We start from the raw sequence: 21,070 nt of genomic DNA on the forward strand, positions 1-21,070 counted from the left end.
GAGCCATAGCCCCATGAATTCCGCCATGACATTCGAAGACTGGGACAAGGACGCCGCCGGACGGCTGAAGGTGTGGCCGCTGCAAGCCTTCACCACGGCGATCTTCGACGGGCGCGCCGGCGGCCTGCGGCTGGAAGTGGGCGTGCCCCGCGCGCCGGACCAGCCCCTGCCGGCGGTGCAGATCTCGCTCGATCCGGCGCAGCTGCGCGCGCTCGCCGATGCCTTGCTCGAGGTCGCCAACCATATCGAAAACAAGACCCGGCCCGACTGACCCGACAGAGGCAAGGCATCAGCCATGGACACGCTGCGCGCGCACACCCCCGCTTCCCCCCGCGCCGGGCGGCGGACGGCCCCGAGGCGCATCGCCGCTCTCTGTGCCGTCGCATGCAGTGCCGTGTTCGCCCTTCCGCCCGGCAGCAGCCGGGCCGGGGAGGCGAGCCGGCCGCCGGTGAATGCGGTGCCCGTGGAGACCATCGCGCAATTGTCCCAGGCGCTTTATGCCTGCTGGAGACCCCCGCCGGGCACGTCCGGATCGGAGATCACCCTGCGCTTCGGCCTGACCGCCAAGGGGGAAGTGCGCGGCAAGCCGCTCGCCACCTATTCGGTGCTCACCGGCGATGCGGAGACCCAGCGCGCCTTCGTCGCCGCCGCGATCCTGGCGCTCAGCCAGTGCACGCCGATCCGCATGAGCGAGGAACTGGGCCGGGTGGTCGCATCACGCGTCCTCACCTTGCGGTTCGCCTCCGGCGAGGCGCGCACCTGACGGCGCTTAGTCCTCGCCGGCGCCGTCCTTGGCGGCCGGTTCCGCCGGCACCCGGATCGGCGCGGCCTTCTGCGGCGGGGCGGCTTTCGGCACCCGCTGCAAATTCGCCATGCGGATCAAGGCAAGCTCGGTCCGGATGATCGACGTCTCGTCGGCGAGAACCTCGAGGGCGGTCGCGATCCGCTCCACGGCATTTTGATCCTGCCGCGTCGCCTTGCGCTTTTCCAGCACCTCGCGAATGCCTTCGAATACGTCCTTCACTCCCGTGGCCATGGCTGGTGTCTCCTGATTCGATGCGCGGCGCCCGAACCACCGCCCTCGCTGCCGACAGCCCCATCATAGGGGTCTGCATGCAACGCACAACGCGCCGCTGCCGATCCGTCCCGAGGCCCGCAGGAACCGCGCGCGGCGCGGGTCCGCGCCACGCCTTTTGGCGGCTCCGCGCTTTCCGCACAAGACCTTCCCGCGGTTCTCCCGTATGGAGGGGGCAGCATCAATACGGGGAAGACTGAATGGGCCGGGTGCTATTCGCTTGGGAACTCGGGGAAGGCCTCGGCCATGTCTCGCGTCTGCTGCCGGTCGCCCAGGAACTCACGAAGCGCGGGCATGAGTGCATATTCGCGGTGCGCGACCTCGGGCTTGCCGCCCTGCGCCTGGCGGACCAAGGCTTCACGCTGATCCAGGCGCCCTATGCCGTGCTGCCGCAGGGGCGGCTGCCGTTCAGCGTCGGGGCCTATGGCGATATTCTCGGCCTGGTCGGGTTCAACGAGCCGACGCGGCTGGAAGCCCTGCTGCGCGGCTGGGACCAGGTGCTCGACATGATTCGCCCCGATCTGGTGATCGGCGATTATTGCCCGCTGCTGTGCCTCGCCGTCTCCGGCGCGATCCCGGTGATCGTCCTCGGGGATGGCTTCACCCTGCCGCCGGCGGACCGGCCCACCTTCGACCCCCTGGCCCACCGCAAGCCGAGCCTGAAGGAAGAGGACCTGCTGGCCCATGTGCGGACGGTGCAGCGGCGGCGCGGACGTCCCGCGCCCGAGACCCTGCCCGGCATCCTGCACCACGCCCAGCCCTTCATCATCACGCTGCCGGAACTCGACAGCTATGCCGGGCGCCGGGCGCCGGGCGTCGGCGTGGGCCCGCTTCAACCCCTGCCCGCCCCCGCCGAGGCGCCCGCCACCTGCGGCTGGTTCGCCTATCTGAGCCTGTCCCACCCCAGCACGCCGACCCTGCTCGCCACCCTCTCCCAGATCGACCCGACCGGCAGCGCCTATCTGCGCGACGCCTCCGCCCAGGAGCGCGCAGCCCTCGCGCGCCAGGGCGTGCGCCTTCACGACACCCCCCAGGACCTGCCCGTCGCCATCGCTGCGGCCGGGGTGCTGGTGCATCACGGCGGGCTCGGCACGCTGGAAGTGGGGCTCGCGGTGGGGCGCCCGCAGCTGATCGTGCCGCGCCAGCTGGAGCAGCGGATCAATTGCGGCCTGATCGGCGGATGGGGCGGCGCCGTCTCCATGGCGGTCAATTTCACCGCCAAGAACGTGCAGGATGCGTTCCTGCGCCTGAAGGAGCCCTCGTTTCCGCAGGCGGCGCTCGAAAAGGCGGCCGAACTCCAGCGTCGCGGTCCGTTCGGCAGTGTTCCGCAGATTGTCCGGGCGAGCGAAATTCACCTGTGATGCGCGCGCGCTTGCGTTTGCCCGCCCGGCCCGATACGCGGACAGGGGACGGTCGAGATCCCCGGCCGGGCGGACGCGACAGCGCGGGATATTCGGGCTCAAGATGCAGATAATTTCGGTCGTCCAGCGCAAAGGCGGCGTCGGCAAGACCACCACGGCGATCAACCTGGCGGGGGAATTGGTTCGCCTGGGGCGCTCCGTCACGCTCATCGATGCGGACCCGCAGGGCTCCGCTTATGCCTGGGCGCTGCCGCGGCGGCTGCGCTTCACCGTGCGCAACGATGTTCTGACCCGGGCCAACATGGTGTCCTGGATCAAGGGCGTGTTTCGCAGCGGCGGCGAATTCGCCATCATCGATTGCCCCGGCGAACTCGGTCTCACCTTCGAGGTGTGCGTGGAATTGTCGGACCTGCTGATCCTGCCGTGCGCGCCCTCAAGCCTCGATATCAGCTCGTTGAAACAGACCCTGGGCCGCCTCGGCGAGGTGCGGGCGACGCTCCGCGGCCCCGGGCCCAAGGCGCTGGTGGTGCCCACCAAGGTCGATCCCGGCACGCTGGAGGGCCAGCACATCGGCCCGGAACTCGCCGGGTTCGGCCTGCCGGTCAGTTCGCCGCTGACATCCGACGTGAACTTCGTCCGCTCCTTCACCGCCGGCGAGGCGGTGTCCACCTATGCGCCGGGCTCGGTGGCGGACCGCGACATGCGCGCGATGGCCGACCAGGTCCTGCGGCTGCTGGGGCCGAGTCGCATGGGCCGCGGCGCCGAGCGTCCCCGTTCCGCCCCCGGCGGCCGCTGAGCGCACCGGCCGCGCAGGGCGGCAAGCGCCCGCCGCTGTAGGGCTTGCGGGCAGGTTTCGCGGCCGCCGCTGTTTTCCCCATTGGATTGCCGGGCAAGCTGCTTGACAGGCCCCGCCCCCCGACTCTAAATGGCGCCTCCCAACGACCGGGGCCGTAGCTCAGATGGGAGAGCGCTGCAATCGCACTGCAGAGGTCAGGGGTTCGATTCCCCTCGGCTCCACCAATGACTTAGTATAAGTCATTGATTTTGTTGGAAAAACTTCAGGCTTCCCGATTTCAACCTCACCTTTTGACCGCCCGCAGCATTGCTCGGCTCGCGGTGTCTGTATGGGGACGTCTGCCCGACAGGGTGGATCTCAGCCACCCCTCCCGCCGAGTCTCGCTCTCCTTCTCTCCCGAAAGTGAGCGCCCCCCACATCATCCGTGAGACCGCGCTTTGCAGCCGGTTCATCCCCGCGCATGCGGGGAACAAGCGCGCCGATGGGCGTTCCTATAGATCGTGAATCACATCTCAATCCCGATTAACAGGTCGTGAGCCGAGAGCCGGGTGCGAACCGCTTGAATGAAGCTGATCGGCAAACCGCTGGAATCAAATATTCTCGGCCGGCCTGGTTTCAGTGTCGGTCGAGATCCACGTGTTGAGCAAGGTATAGGCGACAGCAAGGATCGTGGGGCCAAGAAAGATCCCCAGCATTCCGAAGGAGATGAGGCCGCCGACGACACCGCCGAAAATGAGAAGGATCGGCAAATCCGCGCCTTTCTTGATGAGAAAGGGGCGAAGGAAATTGTCCATCGTGACGGTGATCACCGCCATGACCAGGAGGACCGAAGCGCCGATGGTGGCCCCGCTGTAATACATCCAGAACACCGCCGGAAAGAGCACCAGGCCGGGGCCGATCTGGATCAGACACAACATGAACATCAGCGCCGTCAGAACGGGCGCGAACGGCACCCCGACCGCCAGCAGCGCAATGCCGCCGAGCGCGCTTTGTGCCAGCGCCGTCACCACCACGCCGAGCGCAACACCGCGGACGGCGCGGCCGACCAGCAGGATCACCATTCCCCCTCGATCACCGCCCAGGCGGCGACCAAAGCCGAGCGCGATCTCCGCGCCCTTTTCACCCCGGGCGTAAAGGCATGCGGCCAGCACCGTGGTCAGCAGAAACTGGACGAACATCCCGGCCAGACCGCCGGCCGCGGATGCGAACCATTGGGTGAGGGCGCCGGCATAAGGCGTCAAGCGCGGCGCGAGATCGTCCAGCCCCGCAGAGGTCACTTGCCCCCACAACTGGGCGGCGGTTTCTCCAAACAGCGGCACATCGGCAAGCCAGGTCGGGGGGGCCGGAATCCGTATGGAGAGTGCGGCGCGGGCCAAATCGGTCAGCTGGTCCCGATTGGCGATGATCGTGCCGACCGCAAGCCAGAACGGGATGATGAGCACCAGCAACAGCGCGACGGTCATGATCAGGACGGCGAGCGCGCGGCGGTTTCCGGTGTGGCTCTGGACCCACAGCATCAACGGCCAGGTGGCGATCACCAGCGTGGTGGACCACACGATCGCCGGTAGGAACGGCTGGAGAACCAGAAAGCTGGTGGCGATGAGCCCGACGATGAACAGCACGGCGAGTGTCGCGCGGGGGAGATCCAGCTGTTGCGGCAACATTTGGTCGAGCCCCCTGCCTTGCGCGCATCCAAAATCATTCGTGTGTGTACGCTCCGCATAAGGCCGCGTCCACGCACCTGCCCACTCCAGGGTTCGAGACCGATCTCGTCGCAGTCGGAAGCCGCGCGCGGCGCCCCAGCGCGCGGCAATATCGGCGTCAGGCGATATAGGGCAGGTGCGGCACGCTTTGAGAGGCGCGGAAGGCGGCGAGGCGTTCGGCAGCCTTCTGGCTGGAGGCGCGCAGATGGGCCACCAGCGCCTTCTTCGCCGCCGCCCCGCTGCCCCGCCGCACGGCCCGCACGATATCCAGGTGCTCGTCCATGAAGGGGTCCACCAGCGTCGCACGCTTCAGCGCCACCTGGATATGCTTGCCGGAGACCAGGATGCAGCGCGTGCGCCGCAGCGCCTCGATGAGTTCGGGATTGCGGCCATAGCCGACGCAGTCGATGTGCAGATCGGCTTCCAGCACGTCGAGGTCGGAGATGTCCACCTGCGGGAACCGCGCGATGACGTCCTTCAGGCGGGCTTCGACGGAATCGAGCTGCGCCGGCGGGATCCGGCCGATGGCGCTTTCCAGGGCCACGGGCTCCAGCAGGATGCGCAGCTCATAGAGATCGTGGAAGCGGGCTTCGTCCAAAGGCACGATCCACCAATGGGATTTCTCGCCCTTGGAGACGATCCCCACCTCGCGCGCATGGATCAGCAGGTCGCGCGCCACGGTGCGGCCCACGTCGAAATGGCGCGCCAAAGCCAGTTCGTTCACGCGGAAACGTCCGAACACCGAGCGCAGGATGATCTCGCGCTCGAAATCGTAATAAAGCGATTGCCAGGCGAAGGACTTGGCGGCGGCCGGTGGCTCGGCGTGCATCTGGAGCATGGCCGAGGTGATCTTGACTCGCTGCGGCGTCTCGGTGGACCCGACCAGGAGGCCGCGCCCCTCGAACCGGCTGAGCAGCCCCTCGCCTTCAAGTTCGGACAAAGCCTGCTTCACCGGCGAGCGGCTGGAGCCGAACAGGGCCGCGAGCGGCCCTTCCAGCAAGACCGTGCCCTGCGGAAGGGAGCCGCCGCAGATGGAGCGGCGCAATTGCTCCGCGATCAGCGCATAGGCGGGCGTCCGGTCGACGACCGGCGCCTCCTTGCCGCGGTTCAGGTGACCGCGCCGATTTGCCATGGCACGAATTCGTTGTCGCCGAAGCCGTAATCCTCGCTGAGCGTATGCGCCCCCGAGGCGATGGAGAGGATCGTCTCGAAGATCCGCTCGCCCGCCGCCTCGATGGTGTCCTCCCCGGTGACGATGCCGCCGCAATTGACGTCCATGTCCTCCTGCATGTGCTCATACATCTCGTTGTTGGTCGCGACCTTGATGCAGGGGGCCGGCTTGAAGCCGGAGACCGAGCCCCGGCCGGTGGTGAAGACGATGACGTTGCAGCCCCCCGCCACCTGGCCCGTGACGGCAACCGGATCGTAGCCGGGCGTATCCATGAACACAAAGCCCGTGCGGTCGATGATCTCGGCATATTCATAGACCGCTTCGAGCGGCATGGTGCCGCCCTTGGCCACCGCCCCCAGCGATTTTTCCAGGATCGTGGTGAGCCCGCCCGCCTTGTTGCCGTGGGAGGGGTTGTTGTTCAGCTCCGCCTCGTTGCGCTCGGTGTAGCGGCGCCACCATTCGATGCGGTCCACGAGCTTCTGCGCCACCGCGGGGGTCACCGCCCGGCGGGTGAGGAGATGCTCGGCGCCATAGATCTCCGGCGTCTCGCTCAGCACCGCGGTGCCGCCGTGTTGCACCACCAGGTCCGCCGCATGGCCCAGCGCCGGATTGGCTGAAATGCCCGAATAGCCGTCCGACCCGCCGCATTGCAGGGCGACCTTGAGGCCGGAGAGCGGCACGGTGGTGCGCTTGGCGGCATTCACCGCGGGCAGCATCTCGCGGATGATGCCGGAGGCGACTTCCACGGTCTTTCGGGTGCCGCCCAGGTGCTGGATGGTCATGGTGCGCAGGAACGGGCCTTCCTCAAGCCCGTACTTCTTCACGATGGGGTCGATCTGATTGGTCTCGCAGCCGAGCCCAATCATGAGGATGCCGGCGAAGTTGGGGTTCTTCGCATAGCCGCTCAGCACCCGGGTGAGATAGGCATAGCCTTCGGTCTTGGTGTTGATGGCGCAGCCGGTGCCGTGGGTCAGCGCCACCACGCCGTCCACGTTCTCGAACCCGTCCAGGCCGCCGCCGCGATTGAACCCGTCGGCGATCGCGCGCGCCACCGTGGCCGAGCAGTTCACCGAGCTGACGATGCCGATGTAATTGCGCGTGCCCACCTGCCCGTCGGCGCGCACATAGCCTTCGAAAGTGCGGCGCTGGCCTTCGGGCAGCAGCGGGGTCGGGCGGGCGTCCTCGGCGAAATGATGGTCGACCCCGCTCTCCTGCATGGCGAGGTTGTGCAGGTGCACGTGGGCGCCGGGGGCGATGTCGGCGCCGGCAATGCCGATCACCTGGCCATATTTCAGCACCGGCTCGCCCGCCGCGATGGCGCGGATCGCCATCTTGTGGCCGCTGGGAATCTCGGCCAGCGCGACAAGGGCGCTCCCCTCCATTTGCACCGGCGTGCCCGCGGGGATGGCGGATCTGGCCACAGCCACATTGTCCCGCGCGTTCAGCTGGATCACCGGGGAGGCCGCGAGCGTCGTCAGCATGGAATCGTCCACTAAAAATGATTATTGCGTGCATCAATCAATCATGTTAGATCTCGTCCAGTCAATAGAAAAATGATAATAATTTAGGCGGGGAATAGCGCTTATGACCCTGATATAACACGAGAAAATTCCATCTCCGCAACACACGTCGGAGGCGGGATGGTTACGCATCGTCATATCGAAATTATATATTTATCGAATGCGATGAATTTCGCTTCTGAAGACGCGGGTTTTTGCCTTGTCCTACGAATTCGATTTCTCATTCCTGGATGAATATTTGCCAGACCTGTGGCACGGCATCTGGCTGACTGTGGGAATGACGACCGCTTCCATCCTTCCAGGCTTCGCCCTCGGAACGCTTTGCGCGGTCGGCCGCCTGTATGGGCCGCCCTGGGCGCGGCGGGCGGTGGTGATCTATGTGGAGGGCATCCGCAACACGCCGCTGATCATCCAGGTGTTCTGGCTGTTCTTCGGCCTGTCCGTGCTCCAGGTGAGGATCGGCCCGTTTCCGGCGGCGGTGATCGCCCTCGTCATCAATGTCGGCGCCTATACCGCCGAGATCATGCGCGCCGGCTTCATGAGCATTCCCAAGGGCCAGATCGAGGCCGCCTCCTGTCTCGCGCTGAAACCGAGCCAGGCCTTGTGGTCGGTGCAGCTGCCCCAGGCGGTGGAGCGCGTCTATCCCGCCCTCGTCAGCCAGTTCGTGCTGATGATGCTCGCCACCTCGATCATGTCGCAGATCTCGGCGGAGGAGCTGACCGGGGTTGCCTACATGATCCAGTCCTTCACCTTCCGCGGTTTCGAGGTCTATCTCGTGATCGCCGTCATCTATCTCGTCATGGCCTCGCTCCTGCGCCTCACGCTGCTCGGCGTGGCCCAGGTCTCCTTCCCCCGGCGCCGCCGGCTCGGCACCCCGCTGTGAGGCTCTGATGCTGGGACTGACCATCGAGCAGATCTTTTATCTCTTCCGCGGCGCGGGCTGGACCATCGTGCTCTCGCTGCTCGGCTTCGTCGGCGGCACGCTGCTCGGCCTGCCCGTCGCCCTGGCGCGCTCCTCCCACAGCAAGCTCGCGCGGGCGCTCTCCGGTGTGCTGGTGCAGGTGGTGCAGGGCATCCCGCTGCCGGTCATCATGTTCGTGGTCTATTTCGGCATCAGCATCGGCGGCTTCGACGTGCCGGCGCTGGTGGCGGCGGGCGTTGCCATGACGCTCTATGCAGGCGCCTATCTCGGCGAGATCTGGAAGGGCTGCATCCTCGCCGTGCCGCGGACCCAGTGGGAGGCGGGCGAATGCCTGGCGCTCACCTCCACCCAGCGCTTCATATTCGTGATCCTGCCCCAGGCGCTGCGCATCGCGGTGCCGCCGACGGTCGGCTTCCTGGTGCAGATCGTGAAGAACACCTCCTATTCGGTGGTGATCAATTTCTTCGACCTCACCTATTCGGCCAAGGTGATCAACAATTCCACCTTCAAGCCCTTCACCGTCTTCACCATCGCCGCTCTGATCTATTTCGCCATCTGCTTTCCCATGTCGCTGCTGGCGAGCCGGTTCGAGCGGCGGCTGCACCGCGGCTGAGGAGACGGCATGAACCTGCATTTGAAAGCCCCCGCCCCTTCCGCCGCTTCGCATGAGAGCTCTCCCATGACCAGCCCCGCTGCGCCCCTCGTGCGCTTCCGCGACGTGCGCAAGAATTTCGGCTCTCTGGCCGTGCTGAAGGGCATCAACCTCGACGTCGCACCGGGGGAGGTGGTGGCCCTGATCGGCCGCAGCGGCTCCGGAAAAAGCACGGCGCTGCGCTGCGTCAACGGGCTGGAGAAGGTGGACGGGGGCGAACTGACCGTCTGCGGGCGCGCGCTCCACAGCGGCACCGTCGACCTGCGCGAGCTGCGCCAGGACGTGGGCATCGTGTTCCAGAGCTACAATCTGTTCCCTCATCTGACGGTCGAACAGAACGTCACGCTGGCGCCCCGCAAGGTGAAGCGCATCGGCAAGGGCGAGGCGCGCGACCTCGCCGCCGACGTGCTGGCGCAGGTGGGGCTGGCGGACAAGGCGCAGAGCTATCCCGAGCAGCTCTCCGGCGGCCAGCAGCAGCGTGTCGCCATCGCCCGTTCGCTGGCCATGCACCCGAAGCTGATCCTGTTCGACGAGGTCACCTCCGCGCTCGACCCCGAGCTGACCGGCGAGGTGCTGAAGGTGATCGAACGGCTCGCCAAAGGGGGCATGACCATGATGCTCGTCACCCATGAAATGGCCTTCGCCCGCTCGGTCGCCCACGCCGTGGTGTTCATGCACCAGGGCAAGGTCTGGGAGAGCGGCAAGGGCGAGATGCTGGCCAATCCCCAGACCGTCGAGCTGCGCCAGTTCGTCGGCAACGGGCTGTGATACCCCCCTGCAACGCCACCAGAAAACAAGATTCGGAGGAGTTTCGACCATGACCATGACCCGCATCGCCGGCACGCTTGCGCTCGCCGTCGCCCTGGTGGCCGGCCCGCTGGCCGCCAACGCCGAGACGCCCGCCGGCATCAAGCAGCGCGGCAAGCTGCTGGTGGCCATCGACGTCAGCCATCCGCCCTATGGCATGCTGGACGCGCAGGCCAAGGAGACCGGCTCGGACGTCGAGACCGCCAGGCTCCTGGCGCAGGATCTCGGCGTGCCGCTGGAAGTGGTGCCGGTCTCGGGCGCGAACCGCGTGCCCTCGCTGCTGGCCGGCAAGGTGGACCTGGTGATCGCCTCCTTCTCCATCACGCCGGAGCGCAAGAAGGTGGTGGATTATTCCATCCCCTACGGCGTGATCCCGGTGGTGGTCTCCGCCCCCAAGTCGACCGTCATCAAGGGGCCGGCCGACCTTGCGGGCAAGTCCATCGCCGTCGCCCGCGGCACCACCGCCGATATCGAGCTGACGCGCACCGTCAAGGACGCCAAGGTCGCCGCCAACATCGTGCGCTACGAGGACGAAGCCACCGCCAACACCGCGGTCGCCACCGGGCAGCAGGACATTCTGGCCGCCGCCCTCTCGACCGCCAATGCGGTGGCCGAGCAGAACCCGGGCAAGCAGCTGGAAGTGAAGATCGAGATGGCCGCCTATCCCATGGCCGTGGGCCTGCGCAAGAGCGATCCCGAGCTGAAGACCTTCGTGAACGAATGGGTCGCGGCCAACCTCAAGAACGGCAAGCTGAACGACATCTATAAGAAGTATTTCGGCCAGTCGCTGCCCGAGAATCTCCCGGCCGAATGACGTTTCGCCAATGATGGAAGGGGCGCGACGTGCGCCCCTTCGGCTTTGTACCGTGCCTCAGGAGCCGCCATGACCTCCGCCGCCCTGCCCTATCGCGGGCTGTTCCCCGTCGCGCCCACCCCGTTCCTCGCCAATGGCGACCTTGATCCCGAAGGCCAGCGCCGCGTGCTGGACTGCATGATCGACCAGGGCGTGGACGGCATTTGCATCCTCGCCAATTATTCCGAGCAGTTTCTCTTGACCGACGAGGAGCGCCGCATCCTCACCGAGCTGTCGCTCGCCCATGTGGCGGGGCGCGTGCCGGTGATGGTGACCTGCTCGCACTTCTCCACCCGCGTCGCCGCCGAGCGCGCCGCCCATGCGCGCGCCGCGGGCGCCAGCCTCATCATGCTGATGCCGCCCTATCACGGCGCCGGCATCCGCCTGGACGAGCAGGCCATCTTCGATCATTTCGCCCGCGTGGCGGACGCCGCCGGCATCCCGGTGATGCTCCAGGACGCCCCGCTGAGCGGCGTGTCGCTGTCCGTGCCCTTCATGGTGCGGCTCGCCCGCGAACTGCCGCTGGTGCGCTATTTCAAGATCGAGGTGGCGGGCACCGCCGCCAAGCTGCGCGCGCTCATCGCCGCCGGCGGCGAGGCCATCGAGGGGCCGTTCGACGGCGAGGAGGCCATCACGCTGATGGCCGATCTCGACGCGGGCGCCACCGGCGTGATGTCGAGCGCGCTCCTGCCCGATCTGCTGCGCCCGGTGCTCGACGCCCACGCGGCCGGCCGCCGCGCGGAGGCGGCCGCCGCCTATGCCCGCGTGCTGCCGCTGATCAATTACGAGAACCGCCAGTGCGGCCTGCGCGCGGCGAAGATCGCCATGATGGAGGGCGGCGTGATCTCTTCCGACGCCGTGCGCCATCCGCTGGAGCCGGTGCATCCGGCAACCCGCGAAGGGCTCCTGGAGATCGCGCGGGAGCTCGATCCCCTCGCGCTGCGCTGGGGCAAATGACGCAAGGACGGCAGGCCGCCGACACAGGACGCGATCAAGGCCGATCCGCGGGCGAAAGCGACCGGCCGCAACGAAGGATGACCCACATGACCATCACGACCGATCTGCTGATCGGCGCTGACTCGCGGGCCGGCACGGTCGGCGAGGTCCGAGCGGTGGAAGCCGCGAGCGGCCTGCCGCTCGCCCCCGCCTTCGGTGGCGCCGCGCTGGACGACCTGGAGCGCGCGTGCGCCCTCGCGGAAGCTGCGTTCGACCCCTATCGCGCCGTATCGCTGGAAGAGCGCGCCCTGTTTCTTGAGGCTGTCGCGCAGAACATTCTCGATATCGGCGACGTGCTGATCGAACGGGCCATGCAGGAGACCGGCCTGCCGCGCCCGCGCCTGGAAGGCGAGCGCGGGCGCACGGTCGGCCAGCTGCGCCTGTTCGCGCAGGTGGTGCGCGACGGCGGTTTCCTCGATCTGCGCATCGATCCGGCGCTGCCCGAACGCAAGCCCCTGCCCCGCCCGGACCTGCGCCTGCGCAACGTGCCTCTGGGCCCGGTCGCGGTCTTCGGGGCGAGCAATTTCCCCCTCGCTTTCTCGGTGGCCGGTGGCGACACCGCATCGGCGTTCGCGGCCGGTTGCCCGGTGATCGTGAAGGCGCATTCGGCCCATCCCGGCACCTCCCAGCTGGTCGGCAAGGCGGTGCAGAAGGCGGTGGCGGACCGCGGCCTGCCGGAGGGCGTGTTCTCCCTGCTCTATGACAGCGGCCGCAAGGTCGGCCAGGGGCTGGTGGCGGACCATCGCGTCAAGGCGGTCGGCTTCACCGGCTCGCGGGCCGGCGGCACCGCCTTCATGAAGATCGCGGCGGAACGCGCCGAGCCCATCCCGGTCTATGCGGAGATGAGCAGCATCAATCCCGTGATCCTGTTTCCGGCGGCGCTCGCCGCACGCGGCGCGCAGATCGGCGCAGCGTTTTCGGCGGCGCTGAGCCTCGGGGCGGGGCAGTTCTGCACCAATCCCGGGCTGGTGCTTGCGCTTGAGGGCCCGGGGCTCGATGCCTTCCTCGCGGCCGCCGCGACCGCAATCACCGGGCTCCCCTCGGCCACCATGCTCACGCCCGGCATCCTCGCCGCCTATAATTCCGGCGTGGCGGCCCTTGCCGGGCACGACGCTGTGCAGGAGGTCGCCCGCGGCCAGGCGGACGGCGCGCTGAAGGGAAGGCCCGCCCTGTTCGCCACCAGCGCGGCGGAGTTCCTCGCCCATCCCGACCTCCACGAGGAAGTGTTCGGCGCCTCCTCCCTGGTCGTGCGCTGCGCGGACCTCCAGGAATTGACGCGCGTGCTGGAGAGCCTGGAAGGCCAGCTCACCGCCGCCCTGCACATCGACGAGGCGGATTATCCAGCCGCACGCGAACTCGTGCCCATGCTGGAGCGCAAGGTAGGGCGCATCCTCGTCAACGGCTTCGGCACAGGCGTCGAGGTGGCGCACGCCATGGTTCATGGCGGGCCCTTCCCGGCCACGGCGGATGGCCGCTCCACCTCGGTCGGAACGCTCGCCATCGCCCGCTTCCTGCGGCCGGTGAGCTATCAGGACCTGCCCGACGCGCTGCTGCCGCCGGAGCTGAAGGGCGCGGGCGCTCCCGGCCTGCCCAAGCGGCTGGATGGGAAGCTCCAGGCATGAGCGCGCGCAGCATCACGCAGATCACGGGCCACACGCGGGTGCTCGGCATCCTCGCCGACCCCATCGCCCACGTGAAGGCGCCGCCCGGCATCAACGCCATCTGCGAGCGGCGCGGCCGCGATGCGGTGATGGTGCCGTTCCAGGTCGCGCCGGAGCATCTGGCCGCCTTCGCCAGCAGTCTTCGCACGCTCAAGAGCTTCGACGGGGCCATCATCACCGTGCCCCACAAGGCGGCGATGGTGGCCCATTGCGACGAAGTGAGCGCTCGTGCACGGGCCATGGGCGCGGTGAACGTCATCCACCGCACCGCCGACAACCGCCTGCACGGCGACATGCTGGACGGGGCCGGCTTCGTGGCCGGACTTCTCGGCGCGGGCGTGGCGCTGGAGGGCCGGCGGATCTATCTCGCCGGTGCCGGTGGCGCGGCGAGCGCCATCGCCTTTGCCCTCGCGGCGTCGGGCATCTCGCACCTCACCATCGCCAACCGCACCCGCGCCAAGGCGCAGGATCTGTGCGATCGGATCGCCGTCGTCCATCCGGGCGTGTCGATTTCCGCCGGCGGCGAAGACCCGTCCGGCCACGACATCGTCGTGAACGGCACCTCGCTCGGCATGAAGCCGGACGATCCGCTGCCGCTCGACGCCACGCGGCTCGACGCCTCCATGGTGGTGGCGGAAATCATCATGGAGCCGGAAATCACGCCGCTTCTCGCCCGGGCGCGCGAAGCCGGCTGCCGCATTCATCTCGGCCGGCCCATGCTGGAACACCAGCTCGAACTGATGGCGGACTTCTTCGGCATCTAGCCCCCTGCCCGCCGCACCCCGGGCCTGCCGCGCGCAGGACCGGCGCTGCGGCGGCATCACCCGCGCTGGACGGTCCTGATCGCCGTGGCCGGTCATCCGGACGCGCGGCTGGACGTTCATTTGAACGTCACGCAACCGACACAGCGCGTTCAATGAACCCGATTACCGTCCGCCCGATGTTCAAATGAACATGCAGACGGGCGGGCATGCACATCACGTCACGACAGCAGGATATCGTCGATCTCGCGCGCCAGGGGGGCTTCCTGAGCGTCGAGACGCTCGCGGAGCATTTCTGCGTCACGCCGCAGACCATAAGGCGCGACATCAATTCCCTGTGCGACGCCAATCTGCTGCGCCGGCGGCGCGGCGGAGCGGAATATGTGGAAGCGCCCCGCCTCAACCTCGCCTACGACTCGCGCCGCATCGTCCACCCCACGGCCAAGCAGACCATCGGCGCCTTCGTCGCCGGCCTGATCCCCAAGGGCGCCTCGCTCTCGTTCGGCATCGGCACGACACCGGAATTCGTCGCCCTCGCCATGCAAGGCCATGAAGACCTGACGGTCATCACCAATAATCTCAACGTCGCCATGGCGCTGAGCGTCACCGCCTCCAACCGCATCATCATCCCGGGCGGGGCCCTGCGCCTGCCGGATCGCGACGTGCTCGGTCCGCACGTGGAGGAGATGTATCGCAATTACCGGGTGGATTTTGGCGTCTTCGGCGTCGGCGGCATCGAGCCGGACGGCACCTTGGTCGATTTCGATCGCGCCGAGGTCCTGGCCCGCTCCGCCATGCTCGAAAGCTGCCGCCGCTCGGTGCTGGTGGCCGACGTCAGCAAGTTCGGCCGGCCGGCGCCGGCGCGCGGCGGGCATCTGTCCGACATCGACCTGCTGGTGCTCGACGCACCGCCGCCGCCCGCTTTCGCCCCCCTGTTCCACAAGGACGGCCTCGGCGCGCGGGTGCGCATCGCCGGCGCGGACGCGGCATGAGCGCGCGCGCCCCCACGGGAGATTTCGTCCGCCTGCACGGCGTGACCCGCCTGTTTGAGGGCGGCGGGGGCGTCGACGACCTCTCCCTCGCCATTCCGCGCGGCGGGTTCACGGTGCTGCTCGGCCCTTCCGGGTGCGGCAAGTCCACCACGCTGCGCCTCATCGCCGGACTGGAAACGCCGGACCGGGGACGCGTCGAGATCGACGGCCGCGATGTCACCGCGCTCGCGCCGTCCGCGCGCGGCCTGTCCATCGTGTTTCAATCCTATGCGCTGTTTCCCCATCTGACGGTGGCGGAGAACATCGTGTTCGGCCTCAGGGTGCGCCACGTGCCGAAGGCGGAGCGCGACCGCAAGCTCAAGGACGCGCTCGCGCTCACCGGCCTTGAGGGGCTGGACGCGCGCAAGCCCGCACAGCTTTCCGGCGGCCAGCGCCAGCGCGTGGCGCTCGCTCGCGCCATCGTCGCCGACCATCCGTTGTGCCTGATGGACGAGCCGCTCTCCAACCTCGACGCGAAGCTGCGCCATTCGGTGCGCCAGGAGATCCGCGCGCTGCAACGGCGGCTGGGCATGACCGTGGTCTATGTCACCCACGACCAGACCGAGGCGATGGGCATGGCGGATCATGTCATTCTCATGCGCCAGGGCCGGATCGAGCAGCAGGGCGCGCCCGCCGAGCTCTATCAGGCGCCGGCGACCGCATTCGCCGCGAGTTTCATCGGCTCGCCGCCGATGACGCTGATCCCGGCAGACCTTGCGGGCGTGCCCGAGCCGCCGCAGGGCCTGCCCCGCGCACGGCTGATGGCGGGCGTGCGCGCGGAGGATTTGCGCCTCCAGCCCGAGGGCCTCGGCTGGCTGCCCGCGACCGTCGTGGCCAGCGAATTCCTCGGTGCCGAAACCTTCGTCTATCTCCAGATCGAAGGCGGCCCCGAGCTCATCGCCCGCGTCCCCGGCCGGGTCGACCCGGCCCCCGGTACGGCCCATTCCCTGTCCTGGGCCGAACACGCCACCCATTGGTTCGACCGCGACAGCGGCCGGAGCATCGCGCCAGGCTGCGGGCCGCGCACGAACCCCGAACCCCAGCCCGCGCAAAAGACGGTCGCGCCCCCGGCGATCTGACTCTTTCCCATTCACCCAAGGCCAGAAGGACACTGACCATGAGACGTTTCTTCACCGCCGCCGCCACGGCGGCGAGCCTGTTCGCAGCCGCAACGATGCCGGCCTTCGCGAAGACCGAGCTGACCATGTATTATCCAATCGCCGTCGGCGGGCCGCTGACGAAGGTCATCGACGACATGATCTCCGGGTTCGAGAAGGAGAACCCCGACGTCCACGTGAATGCCGTCTATGCCGGCAATTACGATGACACCCGCGTGCGCGCCCTGGCGGCCCTCAAGAGCGGCCAGCCGGCCCAGCTCTCCGTGCTGTTCTCCATCGATGCCTACGATCTCGTGGAACAGGATCTCATCGTTCCGTTCGAGGACGTGGTGAAGACCGAAGAAGAGAAAGCTTGGCTCGCCGGCTTCTATCCCGCGCTGATGGCCAACAGTCGCGTCGAGGGCAAGACCTGGGGCATCCCCTTCCAGCGCTCGACCATCGTCATGTTCTACAACAAGGACATGTTCCGCGAGGCGGGGCTCGACCCCGAGAAGCCGCCGCGGACCTGGGACGAATTGGTCGCGGCGGGCAAGAAGCTCACCAAGGACGGCCGCTACGGCCTCATGGTGCCGGGCACCGGCTATGCCTATTGGATGTTCCAGTGCTTCGCCATCCAGAACGGCAAGGAACTGATGAGCAAGGACGGCGCGAGCGTCTATTTCGACGATCCGGCGGTCATCGAGGCGCTCTCTTTCTGGCGGTCGCTGACCACTGACGCGAAGATCTCGCCGGCGGGCCTCGTGGAATGGGGCACGCTGCGCCAGGCCTTCGTGCAGGGCCAGACGGCCATGATGTGGCACACCACCGGCAACCTTACCGCCGTGAAGAAAGAGGCGAAGTTCGATTTCGGCGTCGCCGAGCTTCCGGCCCACAAGCAGCCCGGCTCGCCCACCGGCGGCGGCAATTTCTACCTGTTCAAGAACGCCTCCGAGGCGGAACGCGCTGCCTCCCTCAAGCTGATCCGCTACATGACCGCGCCCGAGCGCGCCGCCGACTGGTCCATCGCCACCGGCTATGTGGGCGTGAGCCCGGCGGCCTATGAGACCGAGAAGCTCAAAGCCTATGGCAAGGACTTCCCGCAGGCCCTCGTCGCTCGTGACCAGCTCAAGGTCGCCATCGCCGAATTCTCCACCTGGGAGACCGCCCGCGTGCGCGAGGCGCTGAACAATGCCGTGCAGGCGGCGCTCACCGGCACCAAGAGCCCGGCTGAGGCGCTCAAGGCCGCCCAGGCCACCGCCGACCAGCTGCTGAAGCCCTACAAGCACTGATCTTTCCGCGAAACGCGCCGGGGGGCGGAAGGCCCGCCCCCCGCATGACGAAAAAGCCGCCCATGCCCGAGACAGGTGCCCCGACCCGCGTGCTGGATCCGATCGCGCGACAGCAGCGTCGCCGCCATGCCCTGTATGGCTGGACGCTGCTGGCGCCGGCGCTGACCCTTCTGACGCTGTTCGCTTTCCTGCCCACCGCAACGACCTTCTGGGCGAGCCTGTATTCGCGCGGCACCGCGCGCCGGCCGTCCGTGTTCAACGGCGTCGAGAATTATCTCGACCTCATCCACGATCCCAATTTCTGGACCGTGGTCGGCAATAATCTGCTCTATGCCGGTGTGACGATCCCGCTCTCCATCGCTCTGGCGCTGGTGATGGCCCTGTGGGCGGACGCGCGCCTGCCGCTGCGCGGCTTCGTGCGCGGGGCCTATTTCACGCCGACCATCCTGCCCATGATCGCGGCGGCAAATCTCTGGCTGTTCTTCTACACGCCGGGCCTCGGCGTAATCGACAGCTTCACCGGCCTGTTCGGCCTGCCGCCGGTCAACTGGCTCGGCCAGCCGCAGACCGCGCTCTTTGCCATCATCGTCGTGACGGTGTGGAAGGAGGCGGGCTTCTTCATGATTTTCTATCTGGCCGCGCTGCAGACCATTCCGCCCGACCTCAAGGAGGCCGCGCTGGTGGAGGGCGCGGGGCGCCTCACCTATCTGCGCCGCGTCCTGCTGCCGCTGCTGATGCCCACCACCGCCTTCATCTTCATCAATGCGCTCATCAATTCGGTGAAGCTCATCGACCATCTGTTCATCCTCACCAAGGGCGGCCCCGACAACGCGACCAAGCTCGTCCTCTACTGGATATGGGAGATGGCTTTTTCCTATTTCGACCAGGCCCATGCCACGGCCCTGACCGTGCTGGTGCTTTTGGTGCTCGGAGCGGTCGCGGTGTTCCAGTTCACCCTCCTCGAGAAGCGGATCCATTACCGATGACCGGCCCCGCCTCGCGCCATCCGATCCGCTGGGGCGACGCGCTGGACGCCGTGGGCGCATGGCTGCTCGCGCTGGTCTGGATCGCGCCGCTCCTCTTCGCCGCCTGGGCCTCGCTCCATCCGCCCGGCCAGGCGCTCGACTTCTCGCTCTCGTCCCCCTTCACCTTCGAGAACTACCGGTCCGCCTGGGCGGCAGCGCCCTGGCTCACCTACGCGCTCAACACCCTGCTGCTGGTGGCCTTCACCCTCGCCGGCCAGCTCGTGCTGTGCACGCTCGCCGGCTATGCCTTCGCCCGCTTCCGCTTTCCCGGACGCGAAGCGCTGTTCGTGCTGGTGCTGCTTCAGCTGTTCATCCTGCCGGAGGTGCTGATCGTCGAGAATTACGCCATGGTCTCGCGCCTCGGCCTGCTGGATTCCATCGCCGGCATGGGCCTGCCCTATATGGCGAGCGCCTTCGGCATCTTCCTATTGCGGCAGGCGTTCAAGTCCGTCCCCGTGGAGCTGGAAGAGGCGGCGCGGGTGGAAGGCTGCTCCTGGCTGGGCGTGCTCTGGCGCGTCTATGTGCCCGCGACCCGGCCTGTCTATCTGGCCTATGCGCTGGTCTCGGTCGCGACCCACTGGAACAACTTCCTGTGGCCGCTGATCGTGACCAATTCGGCGGACACCCGGCCACTCACGGTGGGCCTCTCGCTGTTCGGCGCCCCGGAAAGCGGGGTGAACATTTCCATCATCAGCGCCGCGACGCTCATGGTGGTGGCGCCGCTGATGATCGCCTTCCTCATCTTCCAGCGCCAATTCATCCAGGCCTTCCTGCGCGTCGGCATCCGCTAGCGCCGGCGGCGGCCGCAGGTTCCGCGTTCAGCGGGCACATGCTGAAGGGATGAGAGGCGATGCCTTTCGCCCGGTGTACCTGCGCCAGTGTAGGTACGTAGGGCGATCGGACGGCCGGACGCATGATCCGGCCGTCCGTGTTCAGGCTGCGGTGCGGACGGGGGCCGCGTCGCCGTCCAGCACCACAGGGCGGTCGAGCAGCGTATCGGGATCGACCTGCCCCGCGAGGGCACGGGCGAGCTGATCGGCGTTCAATTCTCCCTCCCAGCGCGCCACCACGATGGTCGCCACCGCATTGCCGATGAAGTTCGTGATGGCGCGGCATTCCGACATGAAGCGGTCGATGCCGAGAATGAGCGCCATGCCGGCGACCGGCACCGCCGGCACCACCGAGAGGGTCGCCGCCAGGGTGATGAAGCCGGCGCCGGTAATGCCGGCCGCGCCCTTCGAGCTGAGCATGGCCACCAGCAGGAGGATCACCTGATCCGTCAGGCTGAGGTCGATGCCGGTGGCCTGGGCGATGAACAGCGCCGCCAGCGTCATGTAGATGTTGGTGCCGTCGAGGTTGAACGAATAGCCGGTGGGAATCACGAGCCCCACCACCGACTTGGCGCAGCCGGCCCGCTCCATCTTCTCCATCAGGCTGGGAAGCGCCGCCTCGGAAGACGAGGTGCCGAGCACAAGCAGCAATTCTTCCTTGATGTAGCGCAGCAGGGCGAGGATCGAGAAGCCGTTGTAGCGGGCCACCACGCCGAGCACGATGAACACGAACAGGAACGAGGTGAGGTAGAACGTGCCGACCAGCATGGCGAGGTTCGCCACCGAGGAGATGCCGTACTTGCCGATGGTGAAGGCCATGGCGCCAAAGGCGCCGATGGGGGCGGTTTTCATGAGGATCGCCACCAGGCGGAACATGGCCTGGGACAATGAGTTCAGCACGTTCATCACCGGCTCGCCGCGATCGCCGATGGCGGCGAGGGCGATGCCGAACAGGACCGCGAAAAACAGCACCTGGAGGATGTCGCCCGAGGCCAGCGCGCTCACCGGCGTATTGGGAATGATCGCCATCAGGAAGCCGACGATGGTCTGGTCGTGCGCCTTGCTGGCGTAATCGGCGACCGCCTTGGGATCGAGGCTCGCCGGATTGATGTGCAGCCCGGCGCCCGGCTGGACCACATTGCCCACCACAAGGCCGATCACCAGCGCCAGGGTGGAGAAGGTCAGGAAATAGATCATCGCCTTGCCGGCGACCCGGCCCACCTTGCCGAGGTCGCGCATGCCGGCGATGCCGGTGACCACGGTGAGGAAGATCACCGGCGCGATGATCATCTTCACCAGCTTGATGAAGGCGTCGCCCAGCGGCTTCAGGTCGGTCGCGAGGCTCGGGTAGAAATGGCCGAGCAGGATGCCGGCGGCGATCGCCAGGAGCACCTGGAAATAGAGGTGGCGATAGAATTTGCGGTGCCCGGCCGGAGCCGGCGTGGCGGGGACGGTTTGCATGTTGCTTCCTCTCGCATTGACCATCGGCGCCTCATTCCGCGGGCGGCGTTCTGGAACCT

Annotated in this window: 21 protein-coding genes and 1 tRNA gene; 17 read left to right on the top strand and 5 right to left on the bottom strand. The window is 67.4% G+C overall.

Annotated features, from left to right (window positions below):
- Positions 1 to 25 precede the first annotated feature (25 nt).
- Positions 26 to 271, top strand: coding sequence for a hypothetical protein (locus V5F84_RS17560; RefSeq protein WP_394041406.1), 246 nt, complete (start codon positions 26 to 28; stop codon positions 269 to 271).
- 123 nt (positions 272 to 394) lie between these two features.
- On the top strand, positions 395 to 763 hold the full coding sequence (locus tag V5F84_RS17565) for a UCP034077 family protein (RefSeq protein WP_394041407.1): 369 nt from the start codon (positions 395 to 397) through the stop codon (positions 761 to 763).
- Between the two features lie 6 nt (positions 764 to 769).
- Here V5F84_RS17565 and V5F84_RS17570 read toward each other — a convergent pair whose 3' ends face one another.
- The gene (locus V5F84_RS17570) at positions 770 to 1,036 is read right to left on the bottom strand and encodes a hypothetical protein (RefSeq protein WP_394041408.1); all 267 of its coding nucleotides are present in this window, start codon (positions 1,034 to 1,036) and stop codon (positions 770 to 772) included.
- A 239-nt stretch (positions 1,037 to 1,275) separates the two neighbouring features.
- Here V5F84_RS17570 and V5F84_RS17575 point away from each other — a divergent pair, with 239 nt between their 5' ends.
- From V5F84_RS17575 to V5F84_RS17585, 3 genes are all read left to right on the top strand, one after another.
- Complete coding sequence (locus tag V5F84_RS17575; RefSeq protein WP_394041409.1) at positions 1,276 to 2,436, top strand: glycosyltransferase family protein; 1,161 nt, start codon at positions 1,276 to 1,278, stop codon at positions 2,434 to 2,436.
- Positions 2,437 to 2,539: 103 nt separating this feature from the next.
- Positions 2,540 to 3,232, top strand: coding sequence for an AAA family ATPase (locus V5F84_RS17580; protein ID WP_394041410.1), 693 nt, complete (start codon positions 2,540 to 2,542; stop codon positions 3,230 to 3,232).
- 148 nt (positions 3,233 to 3,380) lie between these two features.
- Positions 3,381 to 3,456 (top strand) — tRNA-Ala (locus V5F84_RS17585).
- Positions 3,457 to 3,822: 366 nt separating this feature from the next.
- On the opposite strand, the gene ydiK is transcribed toward V5F84_RS17585, so the two are convergent.
- From ydiK to V5F84_RS17600, 3 genes are all read right to left on the bottom strand, one after another.
- A complete protein-coding gene (gene ydiK, locus V5F84_RS17590; protein ID WP_394041411.1) occupies positions 3,823 to 4,896 on the bottom strand; it encodes an AI-2E family transporter YdiK in 1,074 nt (357 codons plus the stop codon).
- A gap of 157 nt (positions 4,897 to 5,053) precedes the next feature.
- Positions 5,054 to 6,067: a GntR family transcriptional regulator gene (locus V5F84_RS17595; protein ID WP_394041412.1), complete on the bottom strand. Its 1,014-nt coding sequence runs from the start codon at positions 6,065 to 6,067 to the stop codon at positions 5,054 to 5,056.
- Positions 6,043 to 7,587 carry a D-arabinonate dehydratase gene (locus V5F84_RS17600; protein ID WP_394041413.1) on the bottom strand — a complete coding sequence of 515 codons (1,545 nt, stop codon included), beginning with the start codon at positions 7,585 to 7,587 and terminating at the stop codon, positions 6,043 to 6,045. The genes V5F84_RS17595 and V5F84_RS17600 overlap by 25 nt, the downstream gene beginning before the upstream one ends.
- A 238-nt stretch (positions 7,588 to 7,825) precedes the next feature.
- Between V5F84_RS17600 and V5F84_RS17605 the strand changes: the two genes are divergently transcribed.
- From V5F84_RS17605 to V5F84_RS17660, 12 genes are all read left to right on the top strand, one after another.
- Positions 7,826 to 8,509: an amino acid ABC transporter permease gene (locus V5F84_RS17605; RefSeq protein WP_394041414.1), complete on the top strand. Its 684-nt coding sequence runs from the start codon at positions 7,826 to 7,828 to the stop codon at positions 8,507 to 8,509.
- A 7-nt stretch (positions 8,510 to 8,516) separates the two neighbouring features.
- On the top strand, positions 8,517 to 9,161 hold the full coding sequence (locus tag V5F84_RS17610) for an amino acid ABC transporter permease (RefSeq protein WP_394041415.1): 645 nt from the start codon (positions 8,517 to 8,519) through the stop codon (positions 9,159 to 9,161).
- 66 nt (positions 9,162 to 9,227) lie between these two features.
- On the top strand, positions 9,228 to 9,968 hold the full coding sequence (locus tag V5F84_RS17615; protein ID WP_394041416.1) for an amino acid ABC transporter ATP-binding protein: 741 nt from the start codon (positions 9,228 to 9,230) through the stop codon (positions 9,966 to 9,968).
- Positions 9,969 to 10,017: 49 nt separating this feature from the next.
- Positions 10,018 to 10,821 carry a transporter substrate-binding domain-containing protein gene (locus V5F84_RS17620; RefSeq protein WP_394041417.1) on the top strand — a complete coding sequence of 268 codons (804 nt, stop codon included), beginning with the start codon at positions 10,018 to 10,020 and terminating at the stop codon, positions 10,819 to 10,821.
- Positions 10,822 to 10,890: 69 nt separating this feature from the next.
- Positions 10,891 to 11,817, top strand: coding sequence for a dihydrodipicolinate synthase family protein (locus V5F84_RS17625; RefSeq protein WP_394041418.1), 927 nt, complete (start codon positions 10,891 to 10,893; stop codon positions 11,815 to 11,817).
- Between the two features lie 86 nt (positions 11,818 to 11,903).
- Positions 11,904 to 13,478: an aldehyde dehydrogenase (NADP(+)) gene (locus V5F84_RS17630; RefSeq protein ID WP_394041419.1), complete on the top strand. Its 1,575-nt coding sequence runs from the start codon at positions 11,904 to 11,906 to the stop codon at positions 13,476 to 13,478.
- The gene (locus V5F84_RS17635) at positions 13,475 to 14,281 is read left to right on the top strand and encodes a shikimate dehydrogenase family protein (protein WP_394041420.1); all 807 of its coding nucleotides are present in this window, start codon (positions 13,475 to 13,477) and stop codon (positions 14,279 to 14,281) included. Before V5F84_RS17630 ends, V5F84_RS17635 begins: the two co-directional genes overlap by 4 nt.
- A gap of 206 nt (positions 14,282 to 14,487) precedes the next feature.
- Positions 14,488 to 15,270 carry a DeoR/GlpR family DNA-binding transcription regulator gene (locus tag V5F84_RS17640; protein WP_394041421.1) on the top strand — a complete coding sequence of 261 codons (783 nt, stop codon included), beginning with the start codon at positions 14,488 to 14,490 and terminating at the stop codon, positions 15,268 to 15,270.
- The gene (locus tag V5F84_RS17645) at positions 15,267 to 16,388 is read left to right on the top strand and encodes an ABC transporter ATP-binding protein (RefSeq protein ID WP_394041422.1); all 1,122 of its coding nucleotides are present in this window, start codon (positions 15,267 to 15,269) and stop codon (positions 16,386 to 16,388) included. The genes V5F84_RS17640 and V5F84_RS17645 overlap by 4 nt, the downstream gene beginning before the upstream one ends.
- Before the next feature lie 38 nt (positions 16,389 to 16,426).
- Complete coding sequence (locus tag V5F84_RS17650; protein WP_394041423.1) at positions 16,427 to 17,695, top strand: ABC transporter substrate-binding protein; 1,269 nt, start codon at positions 16,427 to 16,429, stop codon at positions 17,693 to 17,695.
- 62 nt (positions 17,696 to 17,757) lie between these two features.
- Entirely contained in the window at positions 17,758 to 18,681 is a 924-nt protein-coding gene (locus tag V5F84_RS17655; protein ID WP_394041424.1) for a carbohydrate ABC transporter permease, read from the top strand.
- Complete coding sequence (locus V5F84_RS17660; RefSeq protein WP_394041425.1) at positions 18,678 to 19,511, top strand: carbohydrate ABC transporter permease; 834 nt, start codon at positions 18,678 to 18,680, stop codon at positions 19,509 to 19,511. Before V5F84_RS17655 ends, V5F84_RS17660 begins: the two co-directional genes overlap by 4 nt.
- Before the next feature lie 141 nt (positions 19,512 to 19,652).
- Here the strand turns inward: V5F84_RS17660 and V5F84_RS17665 are convergent, their stop codons facing one another.
- On the bottom strand, positions 19,653 to 21,011 hold the full coding sequence (locus V5F84_RS17665) for a dicarboxylate/amino acid:cation symporter (RefSeq protein WP_394041426.1): 1,359 nt from the start codon (positions 21,009 to 21,011) through the stop codon (positions 19,653 to 19,655).
- Positions 21,012 to 21,070: the final 59 nt, after the last annotated feature.

Source organism: Roseixanthobacter liquoris (assembly GCF_043195135.2).
In the GTDB taxonomy this organism is placed as follows: Bacteria; Pseudomonadota; Alphaproteobacteria; order Rhizobiales; family Xanthobacteraceae; genus NCEH01.